The sequence below is a fragment of the Cellulomonas triticagri genome, assembly GCF_003696205.1.
Classification (GTDB): Bacteria; Actinomycetota; Actinomycetes; order Actinomycetales; family Cellulomonadaceae; genus Cellulomonas; species Cellulomonas triticagri.
In genome coordinates, this window is the sequence record NZ_RFFI01000033.1 from 1 (window position 1) to 23,792 (window position 23,792).

26 protein-coding genes and 1 pseudogene are annotated in these 23,792 nt (G+C 74.4%); 18 read left to right on the plus strand and 9 right to left on the minus strand.

Going from position 1 to position 23,792, the window contains the following annotated elements; genetic code table 11:
• A pseudogene (locus EBM89_RS07790) lies at window positions 1-187 on the minus strand (hypothetical protein); the annotation flags it as partial.
• Window positions 188-340: 153 nt separating this feature from the next.
• A complete protein-coding gene (locus EBM89_RS07795; protein WP_122148882.1) occupies window positions 341-1,096 on the minus strand; it encodes an SDR family NAD(P)-dependent oxidoreductase in 756 nt (251 codons plus the stop codon).
• A 207-nt stretch (window positions 1,097-1,303) separates the two neighbouring features.
• Here EBM89_RS07795 and EBM89_RS07800 point away from each other — a divergent pair, with 207 nt between their 5' ends.
• Window positions 1,304-1,945: a thioredoxin-like domain-containing protein gene (locus tag EBM89_RS07800; protein ID WP_122148883.1), complete on the plus strand. Its 642-nt coding sequence runs from the start codon at window positions 1,304-1,306 to the stop codon at window positions 1,943-1,945.
• Window positions 1,942-2,631: a DUF305 domain-containing protein gene (locus tag EBM89_RS07805; RefSeq protein WP_122148884.1), complete on the plus strand. Its 690-nt coding sequence runs from the start codon at window positions 1,942-1,944 to the stop codon at window positions 2,629-2,631. Before EBM89_RS07800 ends, EBM89_RS07805 begins: the two co-directional genes overlap by 4 nt.
• On the opposite strand, the gene EBM89_RS07810 is transcribed toward EBM89_RS07805, so the two are convergent.
• Both EBM89_RS07810 and EBM89_RS07815 read right to left on the minus strand, forming a co-directional pair.
• Window positions 2,628-4,580: a cation:proton antiporter gene (locus EBM89_RS07810; protein ID WP_122148885.1), complete on the minus strand. Its 1,953-nt coding sequence runs from the start codon at window positions 4,578-4,580 to the stop codon at window positions 2,628-2,630. The genes EBM89_RS07805 and EBM89_RS07810 overlap by 4 nt on opposite strands.
• Before the next feature lie 45 nt (window positions 4,581-4,625).
• The gene (locus EBM89_RS07815; protein ID WP_122148886.1) at window positions 4,626-5,045 is read right to left on the minus strand and encodes a MerR family transcriptional regulator; all 420 of its coding nucleotides are present in this window, start codon (window positions 5,043-5,045) and stop codon (window positions 4,626-4,628) included.
• Window positions 5,046-5,134: 89 nt separating this feature from the next.
• Here EBM89_RS07815 and EBM89_RS07820 point away from each other — a divergent pair, with 89 nt between their 5' ends.
• From EBM89_RS07820 to EBM89_RS07830, 3 genes are all read left to right on the plus strand, one after another.
• On the plus strand, window positions 5,135-6,097 hold the full coding sequence (locus EBM89_RS07820) for an aldo/keto reductase (RefSeq protein ID WP_122148887.1): 963 nt from the start codon (window positions 5,135-5,137) through the stop codon (window positions 6,095-6,097).
• 166 nt (window positions 6,098-6,263) lie between these two features.
• Window positions 6,264-7,637: a zinc metallochaperone AztD gene (aztD, locus tag EBM89_RS07825; RefSeq protein ID WP_122148888.1), complete on the plus strand. Its 1,374-nt coding sequence runs from the start codon at window positions 6,264-6,266 to the stop codon at window positions 7,635-7,637.
• A 92-nt stretch (window positions 7,638-7,729) separates the two neighbouring features.
• Entirely contained in the window at window positions 7,730-8,662 is a 933-nt protein-coding gene (locus EBM89_RS07830) for a metal ABC transporter substrate-binding protein (RefSeq protein WP_122148889.1), read from the plus strand.
• Between the two features lie 64 nt (window positions 8,663-8,726).
• On the opposite strand, the gene EBM89_RS07835 is transcribed toward EBM89_RS07830, so the two are convergent.
• Both EBM89_RS07835 and EBM89_RS07840 read right to left on the minus strand, forming a co-directional pair.
• The gene (locus EBM89_RS07835) at window positions 8,727-8,996 is read right to left on the minus strand and encodes a DUF7218 family protein (protein WP_122148890.1); all 270 of its coding nucleotides are present in this window, start codon (window positions 8,994-8,996) and stop codon (window positions 8,727-8,729) included.
• An 83-nt stretch (window positions 8,997-9,079) separates the two neighbouring features.
• Window positions 9,080-10,189 (minus strand): CobW family GTP-binding protein, encoded by a 1,110-nt coding sequence (locus EBM89_RS07840; RefSeq protein ID WP_122148891.1) that lies wholly within the window; start codon window positions 10,187-10,189, stop codon window positions 9,080-9,082.
• Between the two features lie 53 nt (window positions 10,190-10,242).
• On the opposite strand from EBM89_RS07840, the gene rpmB reads away from it, so the two are divergent.
• The 7 genes from rpmB to EBM89_RS07875 all read left to right on the plus strand — a co-directional run bounded on the left by rpmB (window position 10,243) and on the right by EBM89_RS07875 (window position 12,258).
• Window positions 10,243-10,479 (plus strand): 50S ribosomal protein L28, encoded by a 237-nt coding sequence (gene rpmB, locus EBM89_RS07845; RefSeq protein WP_122148911.1) that lies wholly within the window; start codon window positions 10,243-10,245, stop codon window positions 10,477-10,479.
• Complete coding sequence (rpmG, locus tag EBM89_RS07850; protein WP_122148892.1) at window positions 10,479-10,646, plus strand: 50S ribosomal protein L33; 168 nt, start codon at window positions 10,479-10,481, stop codon at window positions 10,644-10,646. Before rpmB ends, rpmG begins: the two co-directional genes overlap by 1 nt.
• The gene (gene rpsN / locus EBM89_RS07855; protein ID WP_122148893.1) at window positions 10,646-10,951 is read left to right on the plus strand and encodes a 30S ribosomal protein S14; all 306 of its coding nucleotides are present in this window, start codon (window positions 10,646-10,648) and stop codon (window positions 10,949-10,951) included. The genes rpmG and rpsN overlap by 1 nt, the downstream gene beginning before the upstream one ends.
• Before the next feature lie 10 nt (window positions 10,952-10,961).
• Window positions 10,962-11,225: a type B 50S ribosomal protein L31 gene (locus EBM89_RS07860; protein ID WP_122148894.1), complete on the plus strand. Its 264-nt coding sequence runs from the start codon at window positions 10,962-10,964 to the stop codon at window positions 11,223-11,225.
• A complete protein-coding gene (gene ykgO, locus EBM89_RS07865; RefSeq protein ID WP_034227039.1) occupies window positions 11,222-11,344 on the plus strand; it encodes a type B 50S ribosomal protein L36 in 123 nt (40 codons plus the stop codon). Before EBM89_RS07860 ends, ykgO begins: the two co-directional genes overlap by 4 nt.
• A complete protein-coding gene (rpmF, locus tag EBM89_RS07870) occupies window positions 11,344-11,514 on the plus strand; it encodes a 50S ribosomal protein L32 (protein ID WP_122148895.1) in 171 nt (56 codons plus the stop codon). The genes ykgO and rpmF overlap by 1 nt, the downstream gene beginning before the upstream one ends.
• 93 nt (window positions 11,515-11,607) lie before the next feature.
• Entirely contained in the window at window positions 11,608-12,258 is a 651-nt protein-coding gene (locus EBM89_RS07875; protein WP_233571614.1) for an alpha/beta hydrolase family protein, read from the plus strand.
• A 3-nt stretch (window positions 12,259-12,261) separates the two neighbouring features.
• On the opposite strand, the gene EBM89_RS07880 is transcribed toward EBM89_RS07875, so the two are convergent.
• A complete protein-coding gene (locus EBM89_RS07880) occupies window positions 12,262-12,738 on the minus strand; it encodes a heme-degrading domain-containing protein (protein ID WP_122148896.1) in 477 nt (158 codons plus the stop codon).
• Between the two features lie 80 nt (window positions 12,739-12,818).
• On the opposite strand from EBM89_RS07880, the gene EBM89_RS07885 reads away from it, so the two are divergent.
• Window positions 12,819-13,499, plus strand: a complete 681-nt coding sequence (locus EBM89_RS07885) for a helix-turn-helix domain-containing protein (protein WP_122148897.1) — start codon at window positions 12,819-12,821, stop codon at window positions 13,497-13,499.
• Window positions 13,500-13,721: 222 nt separating this feature from the next.
• Here the strand turns inward: EBM89_RS07885 and EBM89_RS07890 are convergent, their stop codons facing one another.
• Together EBM89_RS07890 and EBM89_RS07895 are read right to left on the minus strand one after the other, a co-directional pair.
• Complete coding sequence (locus EBM89_RS07890) at window positions 13,722-14,894, minus strand: SLC13 family permease (RefSeq protein WP_122148898.1); 1,173 nt, start codon at window positions 14,892-14,894, stop codon at window positions 13,722-13,724.
• A gap of 64 nt (window positions 14,895-14,958) precedes the next feature.
• On the minus strand, window positions 14,959-16,191 hold the full coding sequence (locus tag EBM89_RS07895) for an AGE family epimerase/isomerase (protein ID WP_122148899.1): 1,233 nt from the start codon (window positions 16,189-16,191) through the stop codon (window positions 14,959-14,961).
• Between the two features lie 423 nt (window positions 16,192-16,614).
• Between EBM89_RS07895 and EBM89_RS07900 the strand changes: the two genes are divergently transcribed.
• The 5 genes from EBM89_RS07900 to EBM89_RS07920 all read left to right on the plus strand — a co-directional run bounded on the left by EBM89_RS07900 (window position 16,615) and on the right by EBM89_RS07920 (window position 23,730).
• Window positions 16,615-17,382 carry an HAD family hydrolase gene (locus EBM89_RS07900; protein ID WP_255414340.1) on the plus strand — a complete coding sequence of 256 codons (768 nt, stop codon included), beginning with the start codon at window positions 16,615-16,617 and terminating at the stop codon, window positions 17,380-17,382.
• Window positions 17,379-19,889, plus strand: coding sequence for a glycoside hydrolase family 65 protein (locus tag EBM89_RS07905; protein WP_122148900.1), 2,511 nt, complete (start codon window positions 17,379-17,381; stop codon window positions 19,887-19,889). Before EBM89_RS07900 ends, EBM89_RS07905 begins: the two co-directional genes overlap by 4 nt.
• Before the next feature lie 221 nt (window positions 19,890-20,110).
• Window positions 20,111-22,828 (plus strand): bifunctional acetaldehyde-CoA/alcohol dehydrogenase, encoded by a 2,718-nt coding sequence (gene adhE / locus EBM89_RS07910; protein ID WP_122148901.1) that lies wholly within the window; start codon window positions 20,111-20,113, stop codon window positions 22,826-22,828.
• A gap of 137 nt (window positions 22,829-22,965) precedes the next feature.
• Complete coding sequence (locus tag EBM89_RS07915) at window positions 22,966-23,487, plus strand: hypothetical protein (protein WP_122148902.1); 522 nt, start codon at window positions 22,966-22,968, stop codon at window positions 23,485-23,487.
• Between the two features lie 120 nt (window positions 23,488-23,607).
• Window positions 23,608-23,730 carry a molybdopterin oxidoreductase gene (locus EBM89_RS07920; protein ID WP_122148903.1) on the plus strand — a complete coding sequence of 41 codons (123 nt, stop codon included), beginning with the start codon at window positions 23,608-23,610 and terminating at the stop codon, window positions 23,728-23,730.
• Window positions 23,731-23,792: the final 62 nt, after the last annotated feature.

Below are 23,792 nucleotides of genomic sequence, written 5' to 3' on the forward strand. Positions count from 1 at the left end.
GACGGGCGAGCGCGGCGGCGCCGAGCAGCACCAGCGCGCCCACGAGCGCGAGGACGGGCAGCGCGGGCGCCGCGCCGCCGCCGAGCACGTGCGCGCCGGAGCCCAGCGCGAGCACGGTCGTGGACACGGCGAGCAGCCGCGCCGCGACGAGCGCGCGTTGCTCCGGTGCCGTGCCTGCTGCGTCCACGGCGGGAACGCTACGCCGCCCTGGGGCCGTCGACCTGCCCGCGCGGACCAGATCACCCGCTCCCGGACAGACGCGCGGCCCACGGTCCCCGCCCGCGCACCCCCCGACCGGAGGGTGCCGGGGCGGGAACCGCGGGCCGGCCGGCGGGGGCGGTCAGACCGCCGGGTAGCCGCCGTCCACCTGGTGCAGGCTGCCCGTGATGAACGACGCCTCGTCGCTGAGCAGGAACGCGACCAGCGCGGCGACCTCCTCCGGGGTGCCGATCCGGCCGATCGGGTGCTTCGCGGTGATGGCGTCGATCTGCTCCTGCGGCAGCTGGGCCATGAGCGGGGTCCAGATGTTGCCGGGCGCCACCGCGTTCACCCGCACCCCGCGGGTGCCGTACTCGACGGCGGCGTTCTTGGTGAGGCCGTTGATCGCGTGCTTCGACGCGACGTAGGCCGAGTTGCCGGGCGCCGCGACGAGCGCGTGCATGGACGCCATGTTGACGATCGCGCCGCCCCCGGCGGCCTCGATGGCGGGCAGCTCGGCGTGCAGGCCGTAGAGCACGCCGTTGAGGTTGATGTCGATGACGCGGTTCCAGTCGGCGTCGAGGTCGAGCTCGCCGGTGGGCAGCTGGTTCCGGGCCGCGATGCCCGCGTTGTTCACCGCGAGGTGCAGGGCCCCGTAGGTGGCGACGGCGAACTCGACGGCGGCGACGGACGACGCGGCGTCCGCGGTGTCCTGCTGGAAGGCGCTCGCGGTGCCGCCGTCGGCGGTGATCGCGTCGGCGACGCGCTGCGCGGACTCCAGCCGGATGTCGGTGAGGACGACGGACGCACCCTCGGCCGCGAGCCGCCGGCCCACCGCCTCGCCGATGCCGCTGCCGCCACCCGTCACCAGGGCCACCTTGCCGTCGAACCGCGCCATCACGCGCCTACCTCTCAGTGCGTCGTGGCCGGGCACCGCGCCCGGCCCTCAGGAGGATCAACTCCGACCGATCGGTCGGGCTTCCCGGAGGACCGTATCTCGCGCGTCACAGCAAGGGTCGAAGGTCCTCCTCGGCTTTAGTTGATTCTTCACGTATTCTCGGTGCTCCGACCGGCCGCCCGCGGCCGCACGACCGGAGGAGTCCCCATGCCCGACCGCCGTCCCACCGCGGCCGAGCGCCAGGCCCGCCTGGCCGCCGTCCGAGCCGAGCAGCGCAAGAACGAGCGCCGGCGCACCGTCCTGATCAGCTCGATCGCGGGCACCCTCGTCGTCGCGCTGATCGCCGTCGCCGGGTTCGTGCTCGTCGGCGCGAACCGCGAGAAGGCCGAGCTGCAGGCCCAGGCCGACGCCGAGATCGAGGGCGTCCAGTCCTACGACGGCCTCACGTTCAACCACGTGACCACCACGGTCGACTACCCGCAGACGCCGCCCGCCGGCGGTGACCACGCCGCCGCGTGGCTGAACTGCGGCGTCTACACCGAGCCGGTCCCCAGCGAGAACGCCGTGCACTCCCTGGAGCACGGCGCGGTGTGGGTCACCTACGACCCGTCGCTGCCCGCCGACGAGATCGCCGCGCTCGAGGCGCTCGCGGACAACCAGTCCTACGTGCTGGTCACGCCGTTCGAGGGCATGGAGTCCCCGATCACCATCACCGCCTGGGGCTACCAGCTCGCCGTCGACACCGCCGACGACAGCCGCATCCCGGTGTTCATCCAGAAGTACCTGCTGAACCCCGAGCTCGCCGAGGTCGGCGCGCCCTGCTCGAGCGGCGTGGGCACCCCGGCGTGACCGACGCCCTCCCGCACGACGAGGACCACCCCGACGTCCCGGCCCGCCGCACCGGCGGGTCGGGGCGCGCGGTGCTCGTCGTCGTCGCGCTCGCCGCGCTCGTGCTCGGCGGGCTCGGCGGCGCCCTGCTCGCCCGGCAGCCCGCGCTGACGGCCGCCCCGGACGCCTCGGTCGACGCCGGCTTCGCCCGGGACATGCAGACCCACCACGCGCAGGCCGTCGAGCTCGCCGTCCTCGTCCGGGACCGCAGCACCGACGAGCACGTGCGCACCGTCGCCCTCGACATCCTGCTGACGCAGCAGAACCAGATCGGGCAGATGGCCGGCTGGCTCACCACCTGGGGGCTGCCCGCCGCGTCGTCGGCCCCGCCGATGGCGTGGATGTCCGGCGAGCACGGCCACACCGGCACTGGCGAGGGCGCCACCGGGTACAGCAGCATGCCCGGCTGGGTCACCCGCGAGGACATGGCCCGGCTCACCGCCGCGACCGGCACCGACGCGGACCGGCTGTTCCTCGAGCTGATGATCCCGCACCACCAGGGCGGCGTGGAGATGGCCGAGTACGCCGTCGAGCGCGCCCGGCGCCCGCAGGTCGTCAGCCTCGCCGAGAACATCGTCCGCACCCAGGAGCGCGAGCTCACGGTGCTGCAGGACATGCTCGCCGAGCGCGGCGGACCGCTGCCCTAGTCGTCCCGGGCGCGGAGCTCCAGGCTGATCTGGTCCGCGTCCAGCACCCGCAGCGCCTCGGTGAGGGCACCCGAGCTCGCCGTGCCCAGGTCGCGCACCCGCAGCAGCGACTCGCGCTGGGCGTCCAGCATCGCCAGCCGCAGCTCCCGGATCTGCGCGGCCACCGACGAGAGGTCGGCCTCGGCGTCGGCGTCCTCGTCCACCTGCTCGCCCTGCCGCTCGGCGACCAGCCGCGCCTTCTCCAGGACCACGGCGTCGTACGGAGTGCCGTCCGGGCGCCGCAGCGTCGGGTCCGCGAGCACGTCGACCGCCGCCCGCGCCATGTCCACGGAGAGCCGGTCGAGCTCGGCGCGCTCGTCGGCGCCGTCGCGCGACAGCCCGAGCCGGCGCACCAGCCAGCCGAGCGTGCCGCCCTGCACCAGCAGCGTCCCCGCCGCGACCGTGAACGCGACCAGGATCAGCAGCGCCCGGTGCGGGGTGTCCGACGGCAGCGACTGCGCCGCGGCCAGCGTGACCACGCCGCGCATCCCCGCCCACACCAGGATCGCGCCCTCGCGCGGACCCAGCGGCTCGGCCTGCAGGTAGTCGATGTCCGCGATGCGCCGCGTCACCCGGGTGCGGATCCGCTCGGTGCGGTGCTCCGGGCTGTCGTGCGGCCCGAGGCGCGGCTTGCGGCGGCGGCCGAACACCCGGCGCAGCTCCTGGCGCCGGCGGACGTCCTCCCCCTCGGGGAACCCCGGCGGCACCTGCCCCGGCGCCCAGGCCGCGGGGCGTGCGGGGGCGTCCGGCCCGGCGGCGTCCGGAGCGTCGGCAGCGTCCCCGTCGACCCGCGCCGTGACCGGCGGCGCCCCCGGCACGCCGAGGGCCCGCAGGTCGTCGCGGCGCGTGCGGGCCATCGTGTCCAGCGCGTCCACCCGGTCGTTGATCGCCGAGAGGTAGCCGCGCGCCGTCGCCCCGCGCCGAGCACGCCGGGACAGCGTCCCCAGCAGGAACGCCACGTACCCCGTGCGCACCAGCAGCACCACCAGCGCCGCCATCACCCCGAGCCCCAGCGCGAGCCACAGGTTGCCGTGGTCGTCGAGGACCTCCGCGACCAGGCCGTACAGCTCCAGCCCCATGAGCAGGAAGACGGCGCCCTCGAGCAGCAGCTCCAGGGTGCGCCAGTTCGCGGCCTCGGCGATCCGGTCCTGGGGCCGCAGCCGGACGCTGCCGGTCCCCGCGACCAGCCCCGCGGACACCGTGGCGACCAGCCCGGACGCCCCGAGGTGCTCCGCCGGGATGTAGGCGATGAACGGCACCAGGAACGAGATCGCCGTCGTCAGGTGCGGGTCCGAGATGCGGGTGCGCACCGCGAGGCTCACCTTGCCGACCACCGCGCCGATGGCCACCGCCACCACGACCGCGAACACGAAGTCCGTCGCGACCTCCCAGAGCGACACCGAGGCGGCCGTCGCGACGATCGCCGAGCGCAGCAGCACGAGGGCGGACGCGTCGTTCAGCAGGCTCTCGCCCTCCAGCACGGTGACGACCCGGGGACTGACCCCGGACCGCCGCACGATCGACGTCGCGACCGCGTCCGTCGGGCTGATGACCGCGCCGAGCGCGATGCCGGTCGCCAGCGAGACGCCGGGGATCAGCCAGGAGAACAGCAGCCCGAGCAGCACCGACGTCACGACGACCAGCAGCACCGACAGCCCGCTGATGGCCGTGAGGTCGCGCCGGAAGTCCATCGTCGGCATGGACACGGACGTCGCGTACAGCAGCGGCGGCAGGACGACGCCGAGGATCCACTCCGGCTCGATCTCGACCGCCGGGACCGCCGGCACGAGCGAGATGAGCACACCGAGCACCACGAGCAGCAGAGGCGCGGCGACCCCCACCCGGGGTGCCAGGGCGGTCACGGCGATCACGGCGACGGCCGCGATCACCCCGATCAGCAGCAGGTCCATGGCGGGCGCCCTCTCGTCCGTGCGCGGGGCGGCCGCCGGGGCGCCTCAGACGCCCGCGTGCTCTCCCGCTGTCACCGGGGCCGACCGCGGCAGCCGCAGCAGGTCCTGGTAGTAGCCGATCTTCTCCTCGAGGTGCTGCTGCTGGTGGCGCAGCGTCTCGAGGGTCGAGGCTACGTGCTCCGCGTGGGCCAGCAGCAGCCCCAGTCGCTCGGGGACGGTGGCGTCGGCGTCCGGCCCGGTCGCCAGGGCGAGCTCCGCGTACCGGCGCATCGCCTGGATCGGCATGCCGGTGTCCCGCAGGCAGCGCAGCACCTCGAGCCACTCCAGGTCCGCGTCGTCGTACCGGCGGTGCCCGGCGGGGTCGCGGGCGACGTCGCGCACCAGCCCGATCTTCTCGTAGTAGCGCAGCGTGTCGAGGCTGAACCCGGACCGCCGGGCGGCGGCGGCCGGGGCGTAGGTCGTCATGGCAGCAGTGTGGACCCGGCCCGCGCCCCGCGTCCGGGGAACCGGGCGCCCCTTGCGCTGGAGCGCGCTCCAGCCCCGACGCTGGCGGCATGACGACGACTCCCGCCCCTGTCCCCCCGATCGCCCTCGGCGCGATGCTGTTCGGCACCCGCCTGGACGAGGACCGGTCCTTCGCCCTGCTCGACGCCTACGTCGCGGCCGGTGGCGGGTGGATCGACACCGCCGACTGCTACGCGTTCTGGGAGCACGACTCCGGGCACGGCGGCCAGAGCGAGGCGCTGCTCGGCCGCTGGCTCGCCGCCCGGCCGGGCGTCCGCGAGCGCGTGCGCCTCTCCACGAAGGTCGGGTGCGAGCCGCTGTGGCCGGGCTCGTTCCCGGAGCGCACGACGGGCCTCGGCGCGGACGTGGTGCGCCGGGTCGCGCGGCAGAGCCTGGAGCGGATGGGCGTCGACCACCTCGACCTGCTCTGGGCGCACCGCGACGACCGCGCGACGCCGCTGGACGAGATCGTCGCGGGGTTCGGCGGGCTGGTCGCCGACGGGACGGTGGCCCGGTGGGGGTTCTCCAACACCGCGCTGTGGCGGGTCGAGCGCGCCGCGGGCCTGGCGGACGCCGCCGGGCTCGCCCGACCGACAGCCCTGCAGCTGCGGTACTCGTACCTGCAGCCGCGGCCGATGGTGCGCGGTCGCCTGCACGACCACCGGTTCGGCTGGGTCACGGACGAGGTCCTCGACTACGCCGCGAGCGACCCGGAGGTCGCCGTGTGGGCGTACAGCCCGCTGCTGTCCGGGGCCTACGACCGGGCCGACCGCGCGCCCGCCGAGGGCTACGACCACCCGGGCACGACCCGGCGACGGGCTGTCCTGGCCGAGGTCGCGGACGAGGTCGGGGCGAGCCGCAGCGAGGTCGTGCTGGCCTGGCTCGTGGCCGGCACGCCGCAGGTCGTGCCGGTGGCGGGGGTGAGCACGCCCGCGCAGCTCGACGCGGCGCTCGCCGGGGTGCGGCTGGTGCTGACCGCCGACCAGCGGGAGCGGCTCGACGCCGCCTGGTGACAACGGCGTGGGGGGTGGGCATCACGAAGCGATAACGCTACTGAGACTGAGTATCAACTCGTGCTAGCGTGAGCGCGCTGATCATCCGACCTGCCACCGGAGAGGAGACGGCGCCCAGGGCACCCGTGCGTCCACGCGACGCCGTGCCCGGTCGCCCGCCCCCCACATGAACGTCACCACCCGCCACCGCCCGCGGTTCGCCGCCGCCCTCGGCCTCGGCCTGTCCGTCGCGCTGCTCGCCGCCTGCTCTCAGACCGGGGGCACCACCGAGCCCGCCGCCACCGCCGACGAGACCACGGCCGCCCCCGTCGCCACCGAGGTCGCCACCGCCAAGCCGCGCCTCGTCCTCACCTACGACGGCGGCATCCAGGTGCTCGACGCGAGCACCCTCGAGCTCGTCACCGACATCCCGCTGGAGGGCTTCAACCGCCTGAACGGCACCGGCGACAACCGGCACGTCGCGGTCTCCACCACCGGTGGCTTCCAGATCCTCGACGCCGGGACCTGGACCGAGCCGCACGGCGACCACACCCACTCGTACACCTCCGACCCCGTCCTCACGGACGTCACGTGGTCGGCCGAGAAGCCCGGGCACGTCGTCCCCCACGAGGGCCGCACCGCCCTGTTCGACGACGGCACCGGCACCGTGACCGTGGTCGACTCCGACGACCTCGCGGACGCGGACGCCGACACCCGCGTCGTCACGCTGCCCGCCGCGCACCACGGCGTCGCCGTCGAGCTCACCGACGGCTCGCTCGTCGTGTCCGAGGGCACCGAGGACGCCCGCACCGGCATCCGCGTGCTCGACGCCGACGGCACCGAGATCGCCGCGAACGACACCTGCCCCGGCGTGCACGGCGAGGCCGTCGCCGCCGACGAGGCCGTCGTGATCGGCTGCGAGGACGGCGCCGTCGTCTACACCGGCGGCACCATCACCAAGGTCACCGCCCCCGACGCCTACGGCCGCATCGGCAACCAGGCCGGCACCGAGGCCTCGCCGATCGTGCTCGGCGACTACAAGTCCGACCCCGACGCCGACCTGGAGCGCCCGACCCGCGTCTCCCTGATCGACACCCGCGACGCCTCGCTGCGCCTGGTCGACCTGCCCGCGTCCTACACCTTCCGCTCCCTGGCCCGCGGCGACGCCGGTGAGGCCCTGGTGCTCGGCACCGACGGCGCGCTGCACGTCATCGACCCCGAGTCCGGCACCCTCACCCGCTCGATCCCCGTGATCGACGCGTGGGAGGAGTCCGAGGTCTGGCAGGAGCCGCGCCCGGCGATCACCGTCGTCGACGACTCGGCGTACATCACCGACCCGGCCACGAAGTCCGTGCACGCCGTCGACATCGAGACCGGCGAGGTCTGGCTGTCCACCACCCTGGACGTCGTCCCGAACGAGCTGACCAGCGCGTCCGGCGCCGTCGCCGAGCACGGTGACGACCACGCCCACGAGGACGACGCCGCGCACGACGAGCACGACGAGCACGCCCACGAGGACGAGCACGACCACGCGCACGAGGACGAGCACACCGAGGGCTGATCCCGCCCCGACCGCTCCCGGTCCTGCCCGGCACGCCCCCGCGCGTGCCGGGCAGGTCCGCGTCCCGCCCCGCACCACCCCGGAAGGACCCCGTGGCCCGCACCACCCCCCGCCCCCCGACCCGCCGCACCGTCGCCGCCGCCGGCCTCGCGCTCGCCGCCCTCGCCGGGGCCGCGGCCTGCTCCCCCGGTGACAGCGCCGCCGACGGCCACGAGGTCGTCGCCGCGTTCTACCCGCTGCAGTACGTCGCCGAGCGCATCGGCGGGGAGCACGTCTCCGTCTCCTCGCTGACCCCGCCGGGCGGCGAGTCCCACGACCTCGAGCTGTCCCCCAGCGCCGTCGCCGGGCTCGGCGACGCAGACCTGGTGGTCTACCTCTCCGGGTTCCAGGCGGCCACGGACGCCGCCGTCGACTCGACGTCACCCGCGCACGTCGTCGACGCCGCCGAGGTCGCGGCGCTCGAGTCCGGCCCCGACGGCGTCGCCCCCGGCAGCGGCTCCGGGGCGCTCGACCCGCACTTCTGGCTCGACCCCACCCGCCTGGCCGACGTCGGCCAGCAGGTCGCCGACGCGCTCACCGCGATCGACCCCGAGCACGCCGACGAGTTCGCCGCCGCGGCCGCCGACCTGGCCGCCGACCTCGACGCCCTCGACACCGAGCTCGCCGACGGCCTCGCCGCGTGCCGGGGAGCCACCCTCGTCGCGTCCCACGAGGCGTTCGGCTACCTCGCGCAGCGCTACGGGCTGCACCAGGTCGGCCTGTCCGGGATCGACCCCGAGGTCGAGCCGTCGCCCGCCCGCCTGCGCGACGTCGCCGCGACCGTGCGCGACGAGGGCGTGCAGACGCTCTACTTCGAGGTGCTCACCAGCCCGAAGGTCACGCAGACGCTCGCCGACGAGCTCGGGGTCGCCACCGCCGTCCTCGACCCCATCGAGGGGCTCGCCGAGGGGGACGACCGGGACTACCTCGACATCATGCGCGACAACCTCGACGCGCTGACCACAGGGCTGACCTGCTCGGCCTGAGCACTGCCGGAACACAGGACGGGCCCGTCACCTCGCGGTGGCGGGCCCGTCCTGCGTTCCGGCGTCAGTGCGTCCGGAGCGCCTCGACGAGGTCGGCCTTGCGCATCGTGGACCGCCCCGCGATGCCGAGCTCGGCAGCGCGGTGCCGCAGGTCGTCGACGGTCCAGTCGTCGTACGAGCCGGACTCGCCGCCCTTGCGCCCGACGGCGCTGCGGCCGCGCGCGGCGGCAGCGTTGGCGATGCGCGCGGACTTCTCCTTGCTGTTGCCCTCGTCGCGGAGCTCCTCGTAGAGCCCTTTGTCCTTGACGCTCGGTCCCGGATCCCGTCGCGGCATGTCCGTCTCCTCCCCGGGACGCCGGTCCGGCGCCCTGCGTCCGACGATGCCCCCGCGCGGACGCGGCCGCACCCCGGGCGCCGTCAGGCCGCGCGGTCCCCGAGCCACGGCGCGAGGACGTCCTCGGCCCCGAGCCACGGGTGCAGCCCGCGCGCGTGCTCGGCGGGGGTCAGCAGCACCTCCTCGAACGCCGCGCGCAGGTCCGCCCGGACGTCCTCGACGCCCGTGAACACCAGCCGGGTCGTCGCGGGGCGGCGCCCCCAGGTGCCGAGGTCGCCGACGCTGAGCTGCCCGCCCGCGCCGTCCCACGCGCACACCGAGTCGGGGCGGGTCGGCACCCAGAAGTGCCCGCGGCTGCGGTGCCGGCCCTGGCCGAGCCGGGCGACGTCCTCCACGAGGCGGCCGGGGTGCAGGGGCCGGTCGGCGCGCAGCTCCAGCGTCCAGACGCCGCGGTCGGTCGGTGCCCCCGGGACGGCGGCGGCGTGCAGCGGGTCGAGGCGGCGGTCGGCGGTGCGGGCGTCGTGCGTCCCGGACAGCAGGGCCGTGACGTCGGCGGCGTAGATGCCGTCCACGCGGGCACCGTCGGCGGCGCGGACGTGGTCCAGCAGGTCGGACGCCACGGGGTGCTCGTGGCGGTCCCCGGCGACGAGGACGACGTCGGCGTGCCCGACCTGCGCGGCGAGCGCCTCGCCGACGGCGCGCTCGTCGTCGTCGGTGAGGGCGAGGTCGCGCTCGGCGAGGAGGTCGTCGCCGAGCAGGTCGTCCTCGAACGTCGCGAGGTCGAGCGCGGACACGACCCGCGCGAGCCGCAGGCGGCGCAGCGGTCCGCGACCCTGGGTCGCGGCACCGAGGGCGCGGGTGACGGGGAGCGACTCGGCGGAGACGGGCAGCGCGAGGAGCACGGCGTCCCACCGGGGGTCGCGCGCGAGGCGGGCGAGGGTCGGGACCGCGTCCTCCCGCACCGCGCAGGACAGGCACGCGTGCTGCAGCGGCACGAGCACGTCCTCCACGACGCCGGTGGCGTCGGCGACGACGCGGCGGATCGCGCCGCCGTCCGGACCGTCGTGGATGTCGTGCCGCAGCACGACCGTGCGGGGGTGGTCGACGACGACGCCGAACGCCACGGCGTCGCGCAGCAGCGGGTCGACGGTGGCGAGCACCACCAGGGGGCGGGGGTCACGGGAGACGGGCATAGGTCGAGCCTACCCCTTACTGATAGCGGTTCTCATGATCTATAGTGGTGACCATGTCCGCTCACTGCCAGGTCCTCGGTACCTCACCGGGGTTCGGCCACTCGATCTCGCACTCCCACCGGCGCACCAAGCGCCGGTTCGACCCGAACATTCAGAAGAAGCGCTACTGGGTCCCCTCGCTCGGCCGGATGGTCACGCTGCGGGTCTCCGCCCGGGGCATCAAGACCATCGACAAGCTCGGCATCGAGGTCGTCGTCGCCCGGATCCTGGCGCGCGGGGAGAAGGTCTGATGGCCCGCGCCGCCGACGTCCGCCCGATCATCAAGCTGCGCTCCACCGCGGGCACCGGCTTCACCTACGTCACCCGCAAGAACCGCCGCAACGACCCCGACCGCCTCGTGCTGCGCAAGTTCGACCCGGTCGTGCGCCGCCACGTCGACTTCAAGGAGGAGCGCTGATGGCCAAGAAGTCCAAGATCGCCCGGAACGAGCAGCGCAAGGAGGTCGTCGCCCGGTACGCCGAGCAGCGGCTGGCCCTCAAGCGCGCCGCGGTCAACCCGCACGCCAGCGCCGAGGAGCGCGCGCTCGCGCGCGCCGCCCTGCACGCCCTGCCGCGCGACGCGTCCCCGACCCGGGTGCGCAACCGCGACGTCGCCGACGGCCGACCCCGCGGGTACGTCGGCAAGTTCGGGCTGTCCCGCGTGCGGATGCGGCAGATGGCGCACCGCGGCGAGCTGCCCGGCGTGACCAAGTCCAGCTGGTGAGGAGACCGAGATGAAGCAGGGCATCCACCCCGACTACCACCCCGTCGTGTTCCGGGACATCAGCGCGGACTTCGCGTTCCTGACCCGGTCCACGATCACCTCCGACAAGACGATCGAGTGGGAGGACGGGAACACCTACCCCGTGGTCGACGTCGACGTGTCGTCCGCGAGCCACCCGTTCTACACGGGCAAGTCGCGCGTGCTGGACACCGCCGGGCGGGTCGAGAAGTTCCGCCAGCGCTACGGCCTGGCCACACCCGAGGAGACCCGATGAAGGTCCGCGCGTCGCTCGCGTCGCTCAAGAAGAAGGAGGGCTCGATCGTCGTGCGCCGCCACGGCAAGACCTTCGTCATCAACAAGAAGAACCCGCGCTGGAAGGCGAGGCAGGGCTGATGGCCGTCCCCAAGCGGAAGATGTCCCGCTCGAACACCCGCGCGCGCCGGTCGCAGTGGAAGGCGAGCGCCACCCCGCTCACCCGGGTGCGCACCCCGGACGGCCGCGAGGTCGAGGTCCCGCGCCGCCTGGTCCGCGCCGTCGAGCGCGGCCTGGTCGACCCGCGCTGACGCGCCCCGTCGCCCCACGATCCTCGTCCCGCCATCCCGTGGGGCGACGCGAGGACCGTGGGGCGTCGTGCGTCCGCGGGTAGCGTGCCCCGGGTGAGCAGCAGCGGGACGAGCGTCGACGTCACCACGCCGCAGGGGGTCGCGCGGGCGCACGTGCTGCTGCCCGAGGGCGCGAGCACCGGCCCCGACGGGCGCGCCGTGCTGCCCGGGGCGCTGGTGCTCGGGCACGGCGCGGGCGGCGGGATCGACGCCCCGGACCTCGTCGCGGTGTCCGCCGTGGCGCTCGACCTCGGGCTCGGCGTGGTGCTGGTCGAGCAGCCCTACCGCGTCGCGGGCAAGCGGATCGGCCCCCGCGGCGCCGCGCTCGACACCGCGTGGGAGGCCGTCGTCGCGCACCTGCGCGCGCACGTCCTCGACGCCCCGCTGGTCACCGGCGGCCGGTCCGCGGGAGCGCGCACCGCGTGCCGGACGGCCGCCGCGACCGGGTCCGCCGCCGTGCTGTGCCTGGCGTTCCCCACGCAGCCCGCGGGCCGCCCTGACCTGCCGAGCCGCCTGCCGGAGCTCGACGCCGTCGCGGTCCCGACGCTGGTCGTCCAGGGCGCCACCGACCCGTTCGGCGTCCCCCCGGCCGCCCCGCACCGGGAGGTCGAGGTCGTCGCCGGGGACCACGCGCTGAAGAAGGACGTGCCCGCCGTCGCGGCGGCCGTGCGCGACTGGCTGGGGCGCACGCTCCCCCGGGCGTGACCCTCAGCCGTCGAGGAAGGTCCGGATCGCCTCGGTGACGAGCGCGTGGTCGTCGGCCTGCGGCAGCCCCGAGACGGTGACCACGCCGACGACCCCGACGCCCTCGACGTGCACGGGGAACGCCCCGCCGTGCGCGGCGTACTCCTGCAGCGGCAGCTCGGTCGCGGCGGCGAACGTCGTCCCGCGCTCGCGCGCCCGCAGCCCCTGCAGGAACGAGGACGTCCCGAACCGCTCGACGACCCGCACCTTGCGCTGCACCCACGAGTCGTTGTCCGCGACCGTGCCCGGGCGCGCGGCGTGGAACAGCTGCTGCGTGCCGCGGCGGATGTCGACCGTCACCGGAAGACCGCGCTCGGTGGCGAGCCGCACCAGCAGGGAGCCGAGCTCCCACGCGTCGTCGTTGGTGAAGGTGGCGAACCGCAGGTCGCGCTCCTGGCGCTCGACCTCGGCGATCAGGGCACGGACGTCCGAGTCGGTCATGGTCCCGATCCTGCCACCGACGCCCCGCGCGCGGGGACCTCGCCTTGACAAACCCGGTTGCCGGATCGGCAATGGATGCCATGCCCCGCCACCCCGCAGCGCCCGCACCGACTCCCCCGCCCGTCGCCGGCCCGGCCGCGGCCGGACACGAGCCCGGCCACGAGCCCGGTGACCTGGAGCCCGTGCTCGACGCCGTCGGCCCGCGCCTGCGCGACCTGCGCCAGCGGCGCGGCGCCACCCTGGCCGACCTGTCCCGCACCACCGGCATCTCGGTCAGCACGCTGTCCCGCCTGGAGTCCGGGCAGCGCCGCCCGACCCTGGAGCTGCTGCTGCCGCTCGCCCGCGCCCACCAGGTGCCGCTGGACGAGCTCGTCGGCGCCCCGGAGACCGGCGACCCCCGTGTGCACCTGTCCCCGGTGCAGCGCGGCGGCACGACCTACCTGCCGCTGACCCGCCGCCCCGGCGGCCTGCAGGCGTACAAGATCGTGCTCCCCGCCGGGCACCACCCCGGGCCGCCGGAGCCGAAGACCCACGAGGGCTACGAGTGGATGTACGTGCTGTCCGGCCAGATCCGGCTGCTGCTCGGCGAGCACGACCTGCTGCTCGGCCCGGGCGAGGTCGTCGAGTTCGACACCCGGGTGCCGCACTGGATCACCAACCCCGGACCGGGGGCCACCGAGGTGCTGACGCTGTTCGGCCCCCAGGGCGAGCGCATGCACGTCCGCGCCCGCCCCCGCCGCCGGACCGCCGCCGACGCCTGACCCCACCACACCCCTCCTCCCGCGCCCCACCCCGCACCGTTGCAGCGTCGACTGGTCAGCAGATGCGGGATTCGAGCGCCGCTGACCAACACCTGCTGACCACTCGCCGAACGACCGGAGCGGAGAGGCGCGCTGCGGGGGTGCGCGGGGCGGGGGTGGGGCGGGGGTGGGGCGGGGGTGGGGCGGGGGCGGGGACGGGGTAGGTGGGCGCGTGCGTCAGGGTCAGAGGGTGGCGGCGAGGGCGAGGGTCGCGGCGCCTACGCAGAGCGGGGCGAGCCACAGCCCCTGCACCACGAACGCCCGCACCGGGACGTGCACGAGCGCCTGGCGGCAGCGCTGCCACCACAGCACCGTCGCGAGCGACGCCCACGGCGTGAGCAGCGGACCGACGCCGGTGCCGATGAGCACGGCCGCGAGCCGCAACGGGTCGGACCCCGCGACGGGCTCGAGCACCAGGTAGGCGGGCAGGTTGTTCACGAGGTTCGCGGCGCCCGCGGACAGGCCCGCGACGCCGAGCAGCGCCCCCGCGGTCGTGCCGTCCGGGGCGAGGGCCGCGAGCGCGTCCCCGAGCCCCCGCACGTGCAGCGTCTCGACCGCGACGAACAGCGCCGCGACCACGAGCAGCATCCGCCACGGCACGAGGTCCCGCGCCCGGACCGGCAGCGGACGCCGCCGGAGCGCGAACGCGGCGAGCAGCACCACGGCGGCCCCGAGCGCGACCGCCCACACGGGCAGCCCGGCGACGAAGCCGACGGCCATCACCGCGGTGGTCCCGCCGGTGACCAGCAGCAGCGGGCGGTCCGGGGGCACGTAGCGGTCCCCCGGCGCGAACCGTCCCCGCAGCGCGTGCCGCCCCCGCACCGCCAGCACCGCCACGGTGACGACCACGGCCGCGAGCGCCGGCGCCCACATCAGGCCGACGTAGCCCACGTCGGCGTCCCGGAACCGGTGGTCGGCCAGCAGGTTCGTCAGGTTGGACACCGGCAGCAGCAGGGACGCGGTGTTGGCGAGCGCGACCACCGTGAGCACGAGCAGCAGCGGCGACGTGCCCGTGCGGCGCGCCAGGGTGATCGCCAGCGGGGTGAGCAGCACCGCCGTCGTGTCGAGCGACAGCAGCACCGTGGACGCGACGGCGATGGCGACCAGCAGCAGCCACAGCACCCAGCGCCGCCCGCCCGCGGACCGCGCCGCGGCGTCGGTGGCGACGTCGAACAGCCCGGCGGCACCGCACAGCTCCGCGACGACGGTGAGCGCCGCGACGAACGCGAGCACCGGGCCGACCCGGGCACCGAGGGCAGCGGCGTCCGCACCCGGCAGAGCGCCGGACAGCACGAGGGCTGCGGCCGCCACGGAGGCGACCGCCCACCACGGGACGGACCGCCGGCGCCGGGACACGGCGGAACTCTAGGTCCCGGCACCCGCCGCGGCACCCGGGCCGCTCGGGGTCGTCACTCCCGGCTCAGTCCAGCAGCCCCGCCGCGAGCGCCGGGGCGATGACGGGCGTGAGCGGCAGCCGGGGCACCAGGGTCGCCTGCACCGCGTGGTACAGGTCGGCCTTGCCCTCCCAGACCGTGCGGGACACGGTGTTGTCGGTGCCGAGCTCGTGCCACCAGGAGCCACCCTCGGGGTCGATCAGGTAGTGCTCCGTGTAGTCCCACCAGGTCGCGTACCAGTCGTCGAACCGCTGCTCGCCGGTGGCGGCGTACAGCGTCGCGGCGGCGGCGATGCCCTCGGCGGCGACCCAGTGCATGCGCTCGCGGACGACCGGCTGCCCCGACCAGTCGACGGTGTAGACGAAGCCGGGCGCCCCGTCGACGGACCAGCCCTCGCGCACGGCCGCGTCGAACAGCGCGACGGCGTCGTCCAGCATCCAGGTCGGGGCGACGTCGCCCGCCGCGGTCAGCGCGGCGCGCGCGTGCAGGGTGAGCCGCGCCCACTCCAGCCAGTGCCCGATGGTCGCGCCGTACGGCCGGAACGGGTGCGCGGGGGCGTCGGCGTTGTACTCCAGGTCCGCGACCCAGTGCGCGTCGAAGTGCTCGGGGATGCGCCAGGCGTTGTCCTTCGCGAACCCGTCCACGACGCGGGTGAGGATGCGCACGGCGCGGTCCAGCCACACCCGCTCCCCCGTGACGCCGTGCGCCGCGAGGTACGCCTCGACGGTGTGCATGTTCGCGTTGACGCCGCGGTACCCGTCCAGGGTCGTGAACGTCCGGTCCCAGGACTCGACGGCCATCCCGGCCTCGTCGTCCCAGAACCGCTGCTCGGACACCGCGAGCGCCTCGCGGAGCAGCGCGTCCGCGCCGGGGCGCCGGGCGGCGGCGGCCGAGGACGCCGCGAGGACGACGAACGCGTGCGGGTAGGCCGCCTTGCTGTCGTCACGCGGGGTGCCGTCGGCCTCGACCTCGGCGAACCAGCCGCCGTGCTCGGCGTCCCGGAACAACCCGTCCAGCGCGGCGAGCCCGTGGTCGACCAGCGGCGCCGCGCCGGGCCGGCCCAGCAGGTGCGCGAGGGCGTACACGTGCGTCATCCGGCAGGTGATCCACAGCTCGGCGGGTCCGGGCAGGGGGCGCCCGACGTCGTCCAGGCGGAGGAACCCGCCCGTCGGGGCGGCGGACGCCCGCCCGAAGGCGAGCAGGCGGTCGGTCTCGGTCTCCAGCCAGCGGGCGTGCGCGGGCGTCGTCAGCCACGTCATGGGTGTCACCCTAGTCACACCCGCGCCCACGACATCGCCCCGAATCCGCTGGCCGGACCGGGCGCGCCGGGTATGTCCGGGTCGTCCTGAGGCTTTGACACCCGTGAGCGCCCACCGGGAGGATTGCGGTGGTCTGGACGACCGGCGTGCCCTCGCCGGACCGGTGCACCCCCCACCGGCCGTCCGCACGCCCGCCCCCGAGGACCCCGTCATGCCCCACCTGCCACGGCGCCCCGCGCGCCCGACCCGCGGGGGCCGGCCACCTACGTGCCCGCGCCCCGGACTGGCGGGCGCGCCAGGAGCGGCCAGACTGGGGACGAAGGCGCAGGTCGTGGCCTCGACGGTCCCTGTCGCGGCAGCGACCCGTCCGACGTCCGCACCGGCACCGAACACCCGGCACCCCGACGCACCAGGAGCAGCCCCGTGGCACCCGTGACCGACCGGCCCGCCCCGGCCCTCGACGGCCTCGACGCCGTCCTGTTCGACCTCGACGGCGTCCTCACGCCGACCGCCGTGGTGCACATGCACGCCTGGGCGCGGCTGTTCACCCCGGTGCTGGCGGCGCGCGGCGCGGCGCCGTACACGGACGCCGACTACTTCGCGCACATCGACGGCAAGCCGCGGTACGACGGCGTCGCGACCCTGCTCGCCTCGCGCGGCATCGACCTGCCCTGGGGCGACCCGACCGACTCCCCGGACGCCGAGACGGTGTGCGGGCTCGGCAACCGGAAGAACGCCGTCTTCACCCAGGTGCTCGAGACCGAGGGCGTCACGCCCTACCCGGGCTCGGTCCGCCTGGTGGACGCGCTGATCGCCGACGGCCGCAAGGTCGCGGTGGTCTCCAGCAGCCGCAACGCCGTCCCGGTGCTCGCCGCCGCGGGGCTGACGGACCGGTTCGCCGTGGTCGTGGACGGCCTGGTGGCGGCCGAGCGCGGCATCCCGGGCAAGCCCGCGCCCGACACCTACCTCGACGCGGCGCGCCAGCTCGGCGTGCCGCACGACCGCGCGGTCGTCGTGGAGGACGCCGAGTCCGGCGTCGCCTCGGGCCGCGCGGGCGCGTTCGGCCTGGTCGTGGGCGTCGACCGCGGCGCCGGCGCCGACGTGCTGCTGGAGCAGGGGGCTGACCTGGTGGTGGACGACCTCGCGGAGCTCGTCACCACCCCCGACGACACCGAGAGCACCCTGCCGTGAACCACTCCCTGTTCACCCCCGACCCGCTCGACCGCCACCGGTTCCCGACGGACCCGTGGGCGCTGCGCGAGACGCGGCACGACGCCGCCGACCTGGGCCGCACCGAGACGCTGTTCGCCGTCGGCAACGGCTACCTCGGCATGCGCGGCAACGTCGAGGAGGGCCGCGACTCGCACAGCCACGGCACCTTCATCAACGGGTTCCACGAGACCTGGCCGATCCGGCACGCCGAGGAGGCGTACGGGTTCGCGCGCGTCGGGCAGACCATCGTCAACGTCCCGGACGCGAAGATCCTGCGGCTCTACGTGGACGACGAGCCGCTGCTGCTCACCGTCGCCGACCTGCACGAGTACGAGCGGACCCTGGACTTCCGCGACGGCGTGCTGCGCCGGTCGCTGGTGTGGCAGACCCCCTCGGGCAAGAAGGTCCGGGTGCGCTCGGAGCGCATGGTGTCGTTCGCCGAGCGGCACCTCGCGGTCCTCACGTACGAGGTCACGATGCTCGACGCCGACGCGCCGGTGGTCGTCAGCAGCCAGCTGCTCAACCGGCAGGACGGCCAGGACGAGTACCACGTGCGCGCCGCCGCGATGGGCGAGGGCTTCGACCCCCGCAAGTCCGAGACGCTCACGGACCGGGTGCTGGAGCCGCGCAGCCACTGGGCGGGCGACGGCCGGTACGTGCTGTCCTACCGCGCGAAGGCGTCCGGCATGACGCTGTCCGTCGCGGCGGACCACACCATCGAGACGGACAACGCCTACGAGGAGCTCTCGCTCGTCGAGGAGGACCTCGCCAAGCACGTCTACCGCGTGGACGCGAAGCAGGGCCAGACCATCCGCATCACCAAGGTCGTCACCTACCACTCCTCGCGCGGCGTCCCGTCGCGCGAGCTCGCCGACCGCTGCCGCCGCACCCTCGACCGCGTCCAGCAGACCGGCGTGGAGCGCCAGCTCGCGGACCAGCGCGCCTGGCTCGACGACTTCTGGGCCCGCAGCGACGTCGAGGTGCACGGGGAGCCCGAGCTGCAGCAGGCCGTGCGCTGGAACCTGTTCCAGCTCGCGCAGGCCACCGCCCGCGCCGAGGGCAACGGCATCGCCGCGAAGGGCCTGACCGGCTCCGGGTACAGCGGGCACTACTTCTGGGACACCGAGATCTACGTCCTGCCGTTCCTGACGTACACCTCGCCGCGGGTGGCCCGGAACGCGCTGCGGTTCCGGTACACGATGCTCGACCACGCCCGGGCGCGCGCCGCCGAGCTCAACCAGCACGGCGCGCTGTTCCCCTGGCGCACGATCAACGGCGAGGAGGCGTCGGCGTACTACGCCGCAGGCACCGCGCAGTACCACATCGACGCGGACATCGCCCACGCCGTGCGGCAGTACGTCGCGGCCACCGGCGACGACGACTTCCTCGCCCGCGAGGCCGTCGACATCCTCGTGGAGACCGCCCGCATGTGGGCGGACCTGGGCTTCTGGCGCGGCAGCAACGGCGACTCGACGTTCCACATCCACGGCGTCACCGGGCCCGACGAGTACACGACCGTCGTCAACGACAACCTGTTCACCAACGTGATGGCCCGCGCCAACCTGCGCGGCGCCGTCGAGGCGGTGGACCGGCTCGCGCACGAGCGCCCGGACGAGCACGCCGCCCTCATGGACCGGCTGCACCTGTCGCAGGCCGAGCTGGACGAGTTCGCGCACGCCGCCGAGCGGATGTTCATCCCCTTCGACGAGCCGCTGGGCATCCACCCGCAGGACGCGCAGTTCCTCGAGAAGGAGCTGTGGGACCTCGCGAACACCGACCCGTCCAAGCGGCCCCTGCTGCTCTACTACCACCCGCTGGTGATCTACCGGTTCCAGGTGCTCAAGCAGGCGGACGTCGTGCTGGCGCTGTTCCTGCAGGGCGACCAGTTCACCGCGGAGGAGAAGTTGGCCGACTTCGACTACTACGACCCGCTGACCACCGGCGACTCGACGCTGTCCGGCGTCGTGCAGTCGATCATCGCGTCCGAGGTCGGGTACCAGGAGCTCGCGCTCAAGTACTTCACGCAGTCGCTGTACGTCGACCTGGCCGACCTGCACCACAACACCTCCGACGGCGTGCACGTCGCGTCGGCGGGCGGGACGTGGACGGCGCTGGCCAGCGGGTTCGGCGGCATGCGCGACCACGAGGGCGTCATCTCGATCGACCCGCGGCTGCCCGAGGTCTGGGACGGCCTGACGTACCGGCTGACCGTGCGCGGCACCCGGGTGCGCGTCGACGTGCGGCACACCGAGCTGCGGCTGACCGTCGAGGACGGCGACACCGTCGACCTCGTGGTGCGCGGCGAGCACGTCAAGGTCACGGCGGGCGACCCCGTGGTGCTGACCCTGGAGCCCGCGCCGCGCCTGATCGGCACGCCGACCGTGCGGGACATCGAGGGCACCCGGCGCGCCGACGGCACGCTGATGACCGCGACCGTCCCGGACCACCCGACGGTGCTCACCCCGCCGCCCGGCTCGCACGACTGACGCACGCGCTCCGGCGCACCCGTCCGACGAGGCCCGTCGTCCCCTCCCCCGGGGGCGGCGGGCCTCGTCGCGTCCGGGGGCGCCGGCGCGCCCCCGGACGAAGGTCCCCGGGACTCCGGTCCCAGACTTCGTGAAACTTTTCTCAATATGGTCGTCGTGTGAGGCCGACGGCGTCCTCTCCACCGCAAGAGCCCCATCGGACCCACCTCGGGAGAGTCCCCGTGAGCACCACGACGAGCACCGACACCGCGGCTGCCATCGACCAGCTGGTCGCCGGAGCCACGAAGGCGCTGGCGCAGTACGCCAGCTTCACCCAGGAGGACGTCGACCGCCTGGTCAAGAAGGCGGCCGTCGCCGCCCTGGACCAGCACGGGCACCTCGCCGAGCTGGCGGTCGAGGAGACCGGCCGCGGCGTCTTCGAGGACAAGGCCGTCAAGAACATCTTCGCCTGCGAGCACGTCACCAACTCGATGTCCGCGCTCAAGACGGTCGGCGTCATCAACCGCGACGAGATCAACGGCATCACCGAGATCGCCGAGCCGGTCGGCGTCATCTGCGCGATGACCCCGGTGACCAACCCGACCTCCACCGCGATCTTCAAGGCGCTCATCGCGCTGAAGACCCGCAACCCGATCATCTTCGCGTTCCACCCGAACGCGCAGAGGTCGTCCGTCGCCGCGGCGCAGGTCGTCCGGGACGCGGCGATCGCCGCAGGCGCCCCCGAGCACTGCATCCAGTGGGTCGAGACCCCCTCGATGGAGGCCACCGGCCTGCTGATGAACCACCCCGGCGTCTCCACCATCCTCGCCACCGGCGGCAACGCGATGGTCCGCGCGGCGTACTCCTGCGGCAAGCCCGCCCTCGGCGTCGGCGCCGGCAACGTCCCCGCCTACATCGAGAAGTCCGCCAAGCTCAAGCGCGCCGTCAACGACGTGGTGCTGTCCAAGTCCTTCGACAACGGCATGATCTGCGCCTCCGAGCAGGCCGTCATCCTCGACGACGCGATCTACGACGCCGCCCTCGCCGAGTTCGCCGTGCTGCACGCCTACAAGGCCACCAAGAAGGAGAAGGCGCTCCTCGAGAAGTTCATCTTCGGCGTCGAGGCCAAGGGCAAGAACTGCGCCGACGCGAAGCTCAACCCGACCGTCGTCGGCAAGTCCCCGCAGTGGATCGCCGAGCAGGCCGGGTTCACCGTCCCCGCCGACACCTCGATCATCCTCGCCGAGGTCTCCGGCGTCGGCCCCGCCGAGCCGCTGACCCGCGAGAAGCTCTGCCCCGTGCTGGCCGTGCTGCGCGCCACCTCGACCGAGCAGGGCATCCAGCTCGCCGAGCAGATGGTGGAGTTCGACGGCCTCGGCCACTCCGCCGCCATCCACACCCAGGACGACGCGCTCACCGAGGAGTACGGCAACCGCGTCAAGGCCATCCGCGTCATCGCGAACGCCCCGTCCTCGCTCGGCGGCATCGGCGACATCTACAACGCCTTCATCCCGTCGCTCACGCTCGGCTGCGGCTCCTACGGCCACAACTCGGTGTCCAACAACGTGTCGGCGATCAACCTCGTCAACATCAAGCGCGTCGGCCGGAGGAACAACAACTTGCAGTGGTTCAAGGTCCCGGCCAAGACGTACTTCGAGCCGAACGCCATCCGCTACCTGTCTGACATGGCCGAGGTCGAGCGGGTCACCATCGTCACCGACTCCACGATGACCACCCTCGGCTTCGTCGACCGCGTCCTCGACGTGCTGAACCGCCGCCCCAACAAGGTGTCGGTCCAGATCATCGACCAGGTCGAGCCCGAGCCCTCGGTCAAGACCGTCCAGGCCGGCGCCGCGCAGATGCGCCACTTCCGGCCCGACACGATCATCGCGCTCGGCGGCGGCTCCCCCATGGACGCCGCGAAGGTCATGTGGCTGCTCTACGAGCACCCCGAGATCGTGTTCTCCGACCTCAAGCAGAAGTTCTTCGACGTCCGCAAGCGCGCGTTCAAGTTCCCCGTGCTCGGCGACCTCGCCAAGCTCGTCTGCATCCCGACCACCTCGGGCACCGGCGCCGAGGTCACGCCGTTCGCGGTCATCTCCGACCCCGACGCGGGCAAGAAGTACCCGCTCGCGGACTACGCGCTGACCCCCACGGTCGCGATCATCGACCCGGTGCTCACCTCGAAGATGCCGCGCTCGCTGGCCGCCGACTCCGGCTTCGACGCCCTGACCCACGCCACCGAGGCGTTCGTCGCGGTGTACGCCAACGACTTCACCGACGGCATGGCCCTGCAGGCCATCCGCCTCATCTTCGACAACCTCGCCCAGTCCGTGAACGGCGACCCCGCCGACCCCGAGACCAAGGCCGCCCGCGAGAAGATGCACAACGCGGGCACCATCGCGGGCATGGCGTTCGGCAACGCGTTCCTCGGGATCGTGCACGCCATGGCGCACGTCATCGGCTCGACGTTCCACCTGGTCCACGGCCGGACGAACGCCACGCTGCTGCCGCACGTCATCCGGTACAACGGCCAGATCCCGACCAAGCTCACCAGCTGGCCGAAGTACGAGCACTACGTCGCCCCCGAGCGGTTCCAGCAGATCGCGCAGATGCTGGGCCTGCCCGCCGAGACCCCGGAGCAGGGCGTCGAGTCCTACGCGCTCGCCGTCGAGGCGCTGCGCGCCAAGGTCGGCATCCCGCAGTCCTTCCAGGCGCAGGGCGTCGACGAGCAGGACTTCCTGTCCCGGCTCGACGAGGTCGCGATGGGCGCCTACGAGGACCAGTGCGCGCCCGCCAACCCCCGCATGCCGATGCGGGCGGACATGAAGGACATCATGACTGCGGCCTACTACGGCACCTCCGTCGCCGAGGTGCGGGGCCGCCGCGAGCAGCAGGGCGCGTCGGCCGCGCCCGCCGGGGCGGGGGCCCCGGCCGAGGAGAGCGCCACCGCCTCCTGACCCTCGGGTCTCTGCTGCTCCACCGAGCGCCCCGTCCGCGGATCCGTCCGCGGACGGGGCGCTCCCTCGCGCCCAGGGCGCCCCGGCCGCGCCCAGGTCGGTGAGGCACACTGGCCTCCCACCGACGAGGAGGCCCCATGACCACCCGCCGCACCACCGCCCGCACCGCCACCCGCACCGCCGGGGTCGCCGCCGTGCTGCTCGGCGGCTCGCTGCTGCTCGGTGCCTGCGCCGAGGCCCAGGAGGCCGTCGACCAGGCGCAGTCCGCCGTCGACTCCGCCCGCGCCACCGCCGACCAGCTCCGCGACCTGGCCGACTCCGCGCGCCAGAGCATCGAGGACGCCCGCACCACGGTGGACGACGTGACCTCCCGGCTGTCCGACCTCGACGGCACCGCCCGCGAGGCCGTGCAGGGCGCGCTCGACCAGGCCACCACCGCCATGTCCGACGCGAGCACCGCGCTGGAGCAGGCCCAGGCCGACGGCGGCACCGCCACCCAGGAGCAGCTCGACAACGCGCGCAGCGCGCTCGAGTCCGCGCGCAGCGCCCTCGACTCCGCCTCCGGGCAGGTCGACTCCGCCACCGCCGAGGGCCTGGACCGGCTCGCGCAGCAGGTCCAGGAGCTCTCCGACCAGGTGCAGCAGGCCGAGCAGGGCTGAGCCCCCACCCTCCCGGGGGACGCGGGCGAGCCGGACGGGTGCGCCCGCCCGCGTGATCACCCGCACCAGCGACCCTCAGAACGCTTCATCCCGGGGCGCGTGCTGCCGATCACACGAGGCATGAGCGCGCACCAGACCCGCACCCGGACCCGGCACTCCGTGCCGTGGTGGGTGCTGTGCGCCTGGGGGTCGCTGGTGCTGCTGGTGCTCGGCGGTCTCGCCGCCGCGTCGGGCGTCCTCTGACGACCTGACACCGGGGCCCATCCTCCGGTCGGCGTCGGCGGCGGGTCGCGCGGCGGGTCTAC

Bases quoted from the DNA above. Each gene is read 5' to 3' on its own strand.
- EBM89_RS07815 (WP_122148886.1), bottom strand. From the start codon at position 5,045: ATGACGACCTACGCCCCGGCCGCCGCCGCCCGGCGGTCCGGGTTCAGC.
- EBM89_RS07835 (WP_122148890.1), bottom strand. From the start codon at position 8,996: ATGCCGCGACGGGATCCGGGACCGAGCGTCAAGGACAAAGGGCTCTAC.
- EBM89_RS07795 (WP_122148882.1), bottom strand. From the start codon at position 1,096: ATGGCGCGGTTCGACGGCAAGGTGGCCCTGGTGACGGGTGGCGGCAGC.
- rpmF (WP_122148895.1), top strand. From the start codon at position 11,344: ATGGCCGTCCCCAAGCGGAAGATGTCCCGCTCGAACACCCGCGCGCGC.
- EBM89_RS07880 (WP_122148896.1), bottom strand. From the start codon at position 12,738: ATGACCGACTCGGACGTCCGTGCCCTGATCGCCGAGGTCGAGCGCCAG.
- EBM89_RS07895 (WP_122148899.1), bottom strand. From the start codon at position 16,191: ATGACGTGGCTGACGACGCCCGCGCACGCCCGCTGGCTGGAGACCGAG.
- EBM89_RS07810 (WP_122148885.1), bottom strand. From the start codon at position 4,580: ATGGACCTGCTGCTGATCGGGGTGATCGCGGCCGTCGCCGTGATCGCC.
- rpmG (WP_122148892.1), top strand. From the start codon at position 10,479: ATGGCCCGCGCCGCCGACGTCCGCCCGATCATCAAGCTGCGCTCCACC.
- EBM89_RS07820 (WP_122148887.1), top strand. From the start codon at position 5,135: ATGACGACGACTCCCGCCCCTGTCCCCCCGATCGCCCTCGGCGCGATG.
- aztD (WP_122148888.1), top strand. From the start codon at position 6,264: ATGAACGTCACCACCCGCCACCGCCCGCGGTTCGCCGCCGCCCTCGGC.
- ykgO (WP_034227039.1), top strand. From the start codon at position 11,222: ATGAAGGTCCGCGCGTCGCTCGCGTCGCTCAAGAAGAAGGAGGGCTCG.
- EBM89_RS07920 (WP_122148903.1), top strand. From the start codon at position 23,608: ATGAGCGCGCACCAGACCCGCACCCGGACCCGGCACTCCGTGCCGTGG.
- rpsN (WP_122148893.1), top strand. From the start codon at position 10,646: ATGGCCAAGAAGTCCAAGATCGCCCGGAACGAGCAGCGCAAGGAGGTC.
- EBM89_RS07885 (WP_122148897.1), top strand. From the start codon at position 12,819: ATGCCCCGCCACCCCGCAGCGCCCGCACCGACTCCCCCGCCCGTCGCC.
- EBM89_RS07840 (WP_122148891.1), bottom strand. From the start codon at position 10,189: ATGCCCGTCTCCCGTGACCCCCGCCCCCTGGTGGTGCTCGCCACCGTC.
- EBM89_RS07860 (WP_122148894.1), top strand. From the start codon at position 10,962: ATGAAGCAGGGCATCCACCCCGACTACCACCCCGTCGTGTTCCGGGAC.
- rpmB (WP_122148911.1), top strand. From the start codon at position 10,243: ATGTCCGCTCACTGCCAGGTCCTCGGTACCTCACCGGGGTTCGGCCAC.
- EBM89_RS07800 (WP_122148883.1), top strand. From the start codon at position 1,304: ATGCCCGACCGCCGTCCCACCGCGGCCGAGCGCCAGGCCCGCCTGGCC.
- EBM89_RS07915 (WP_122148902.1), top strand. From the start codon at position 22,966: ATGACCACCCGCCGCACCACCGCCCGCACCGCCACCCGCACCGCCGGG.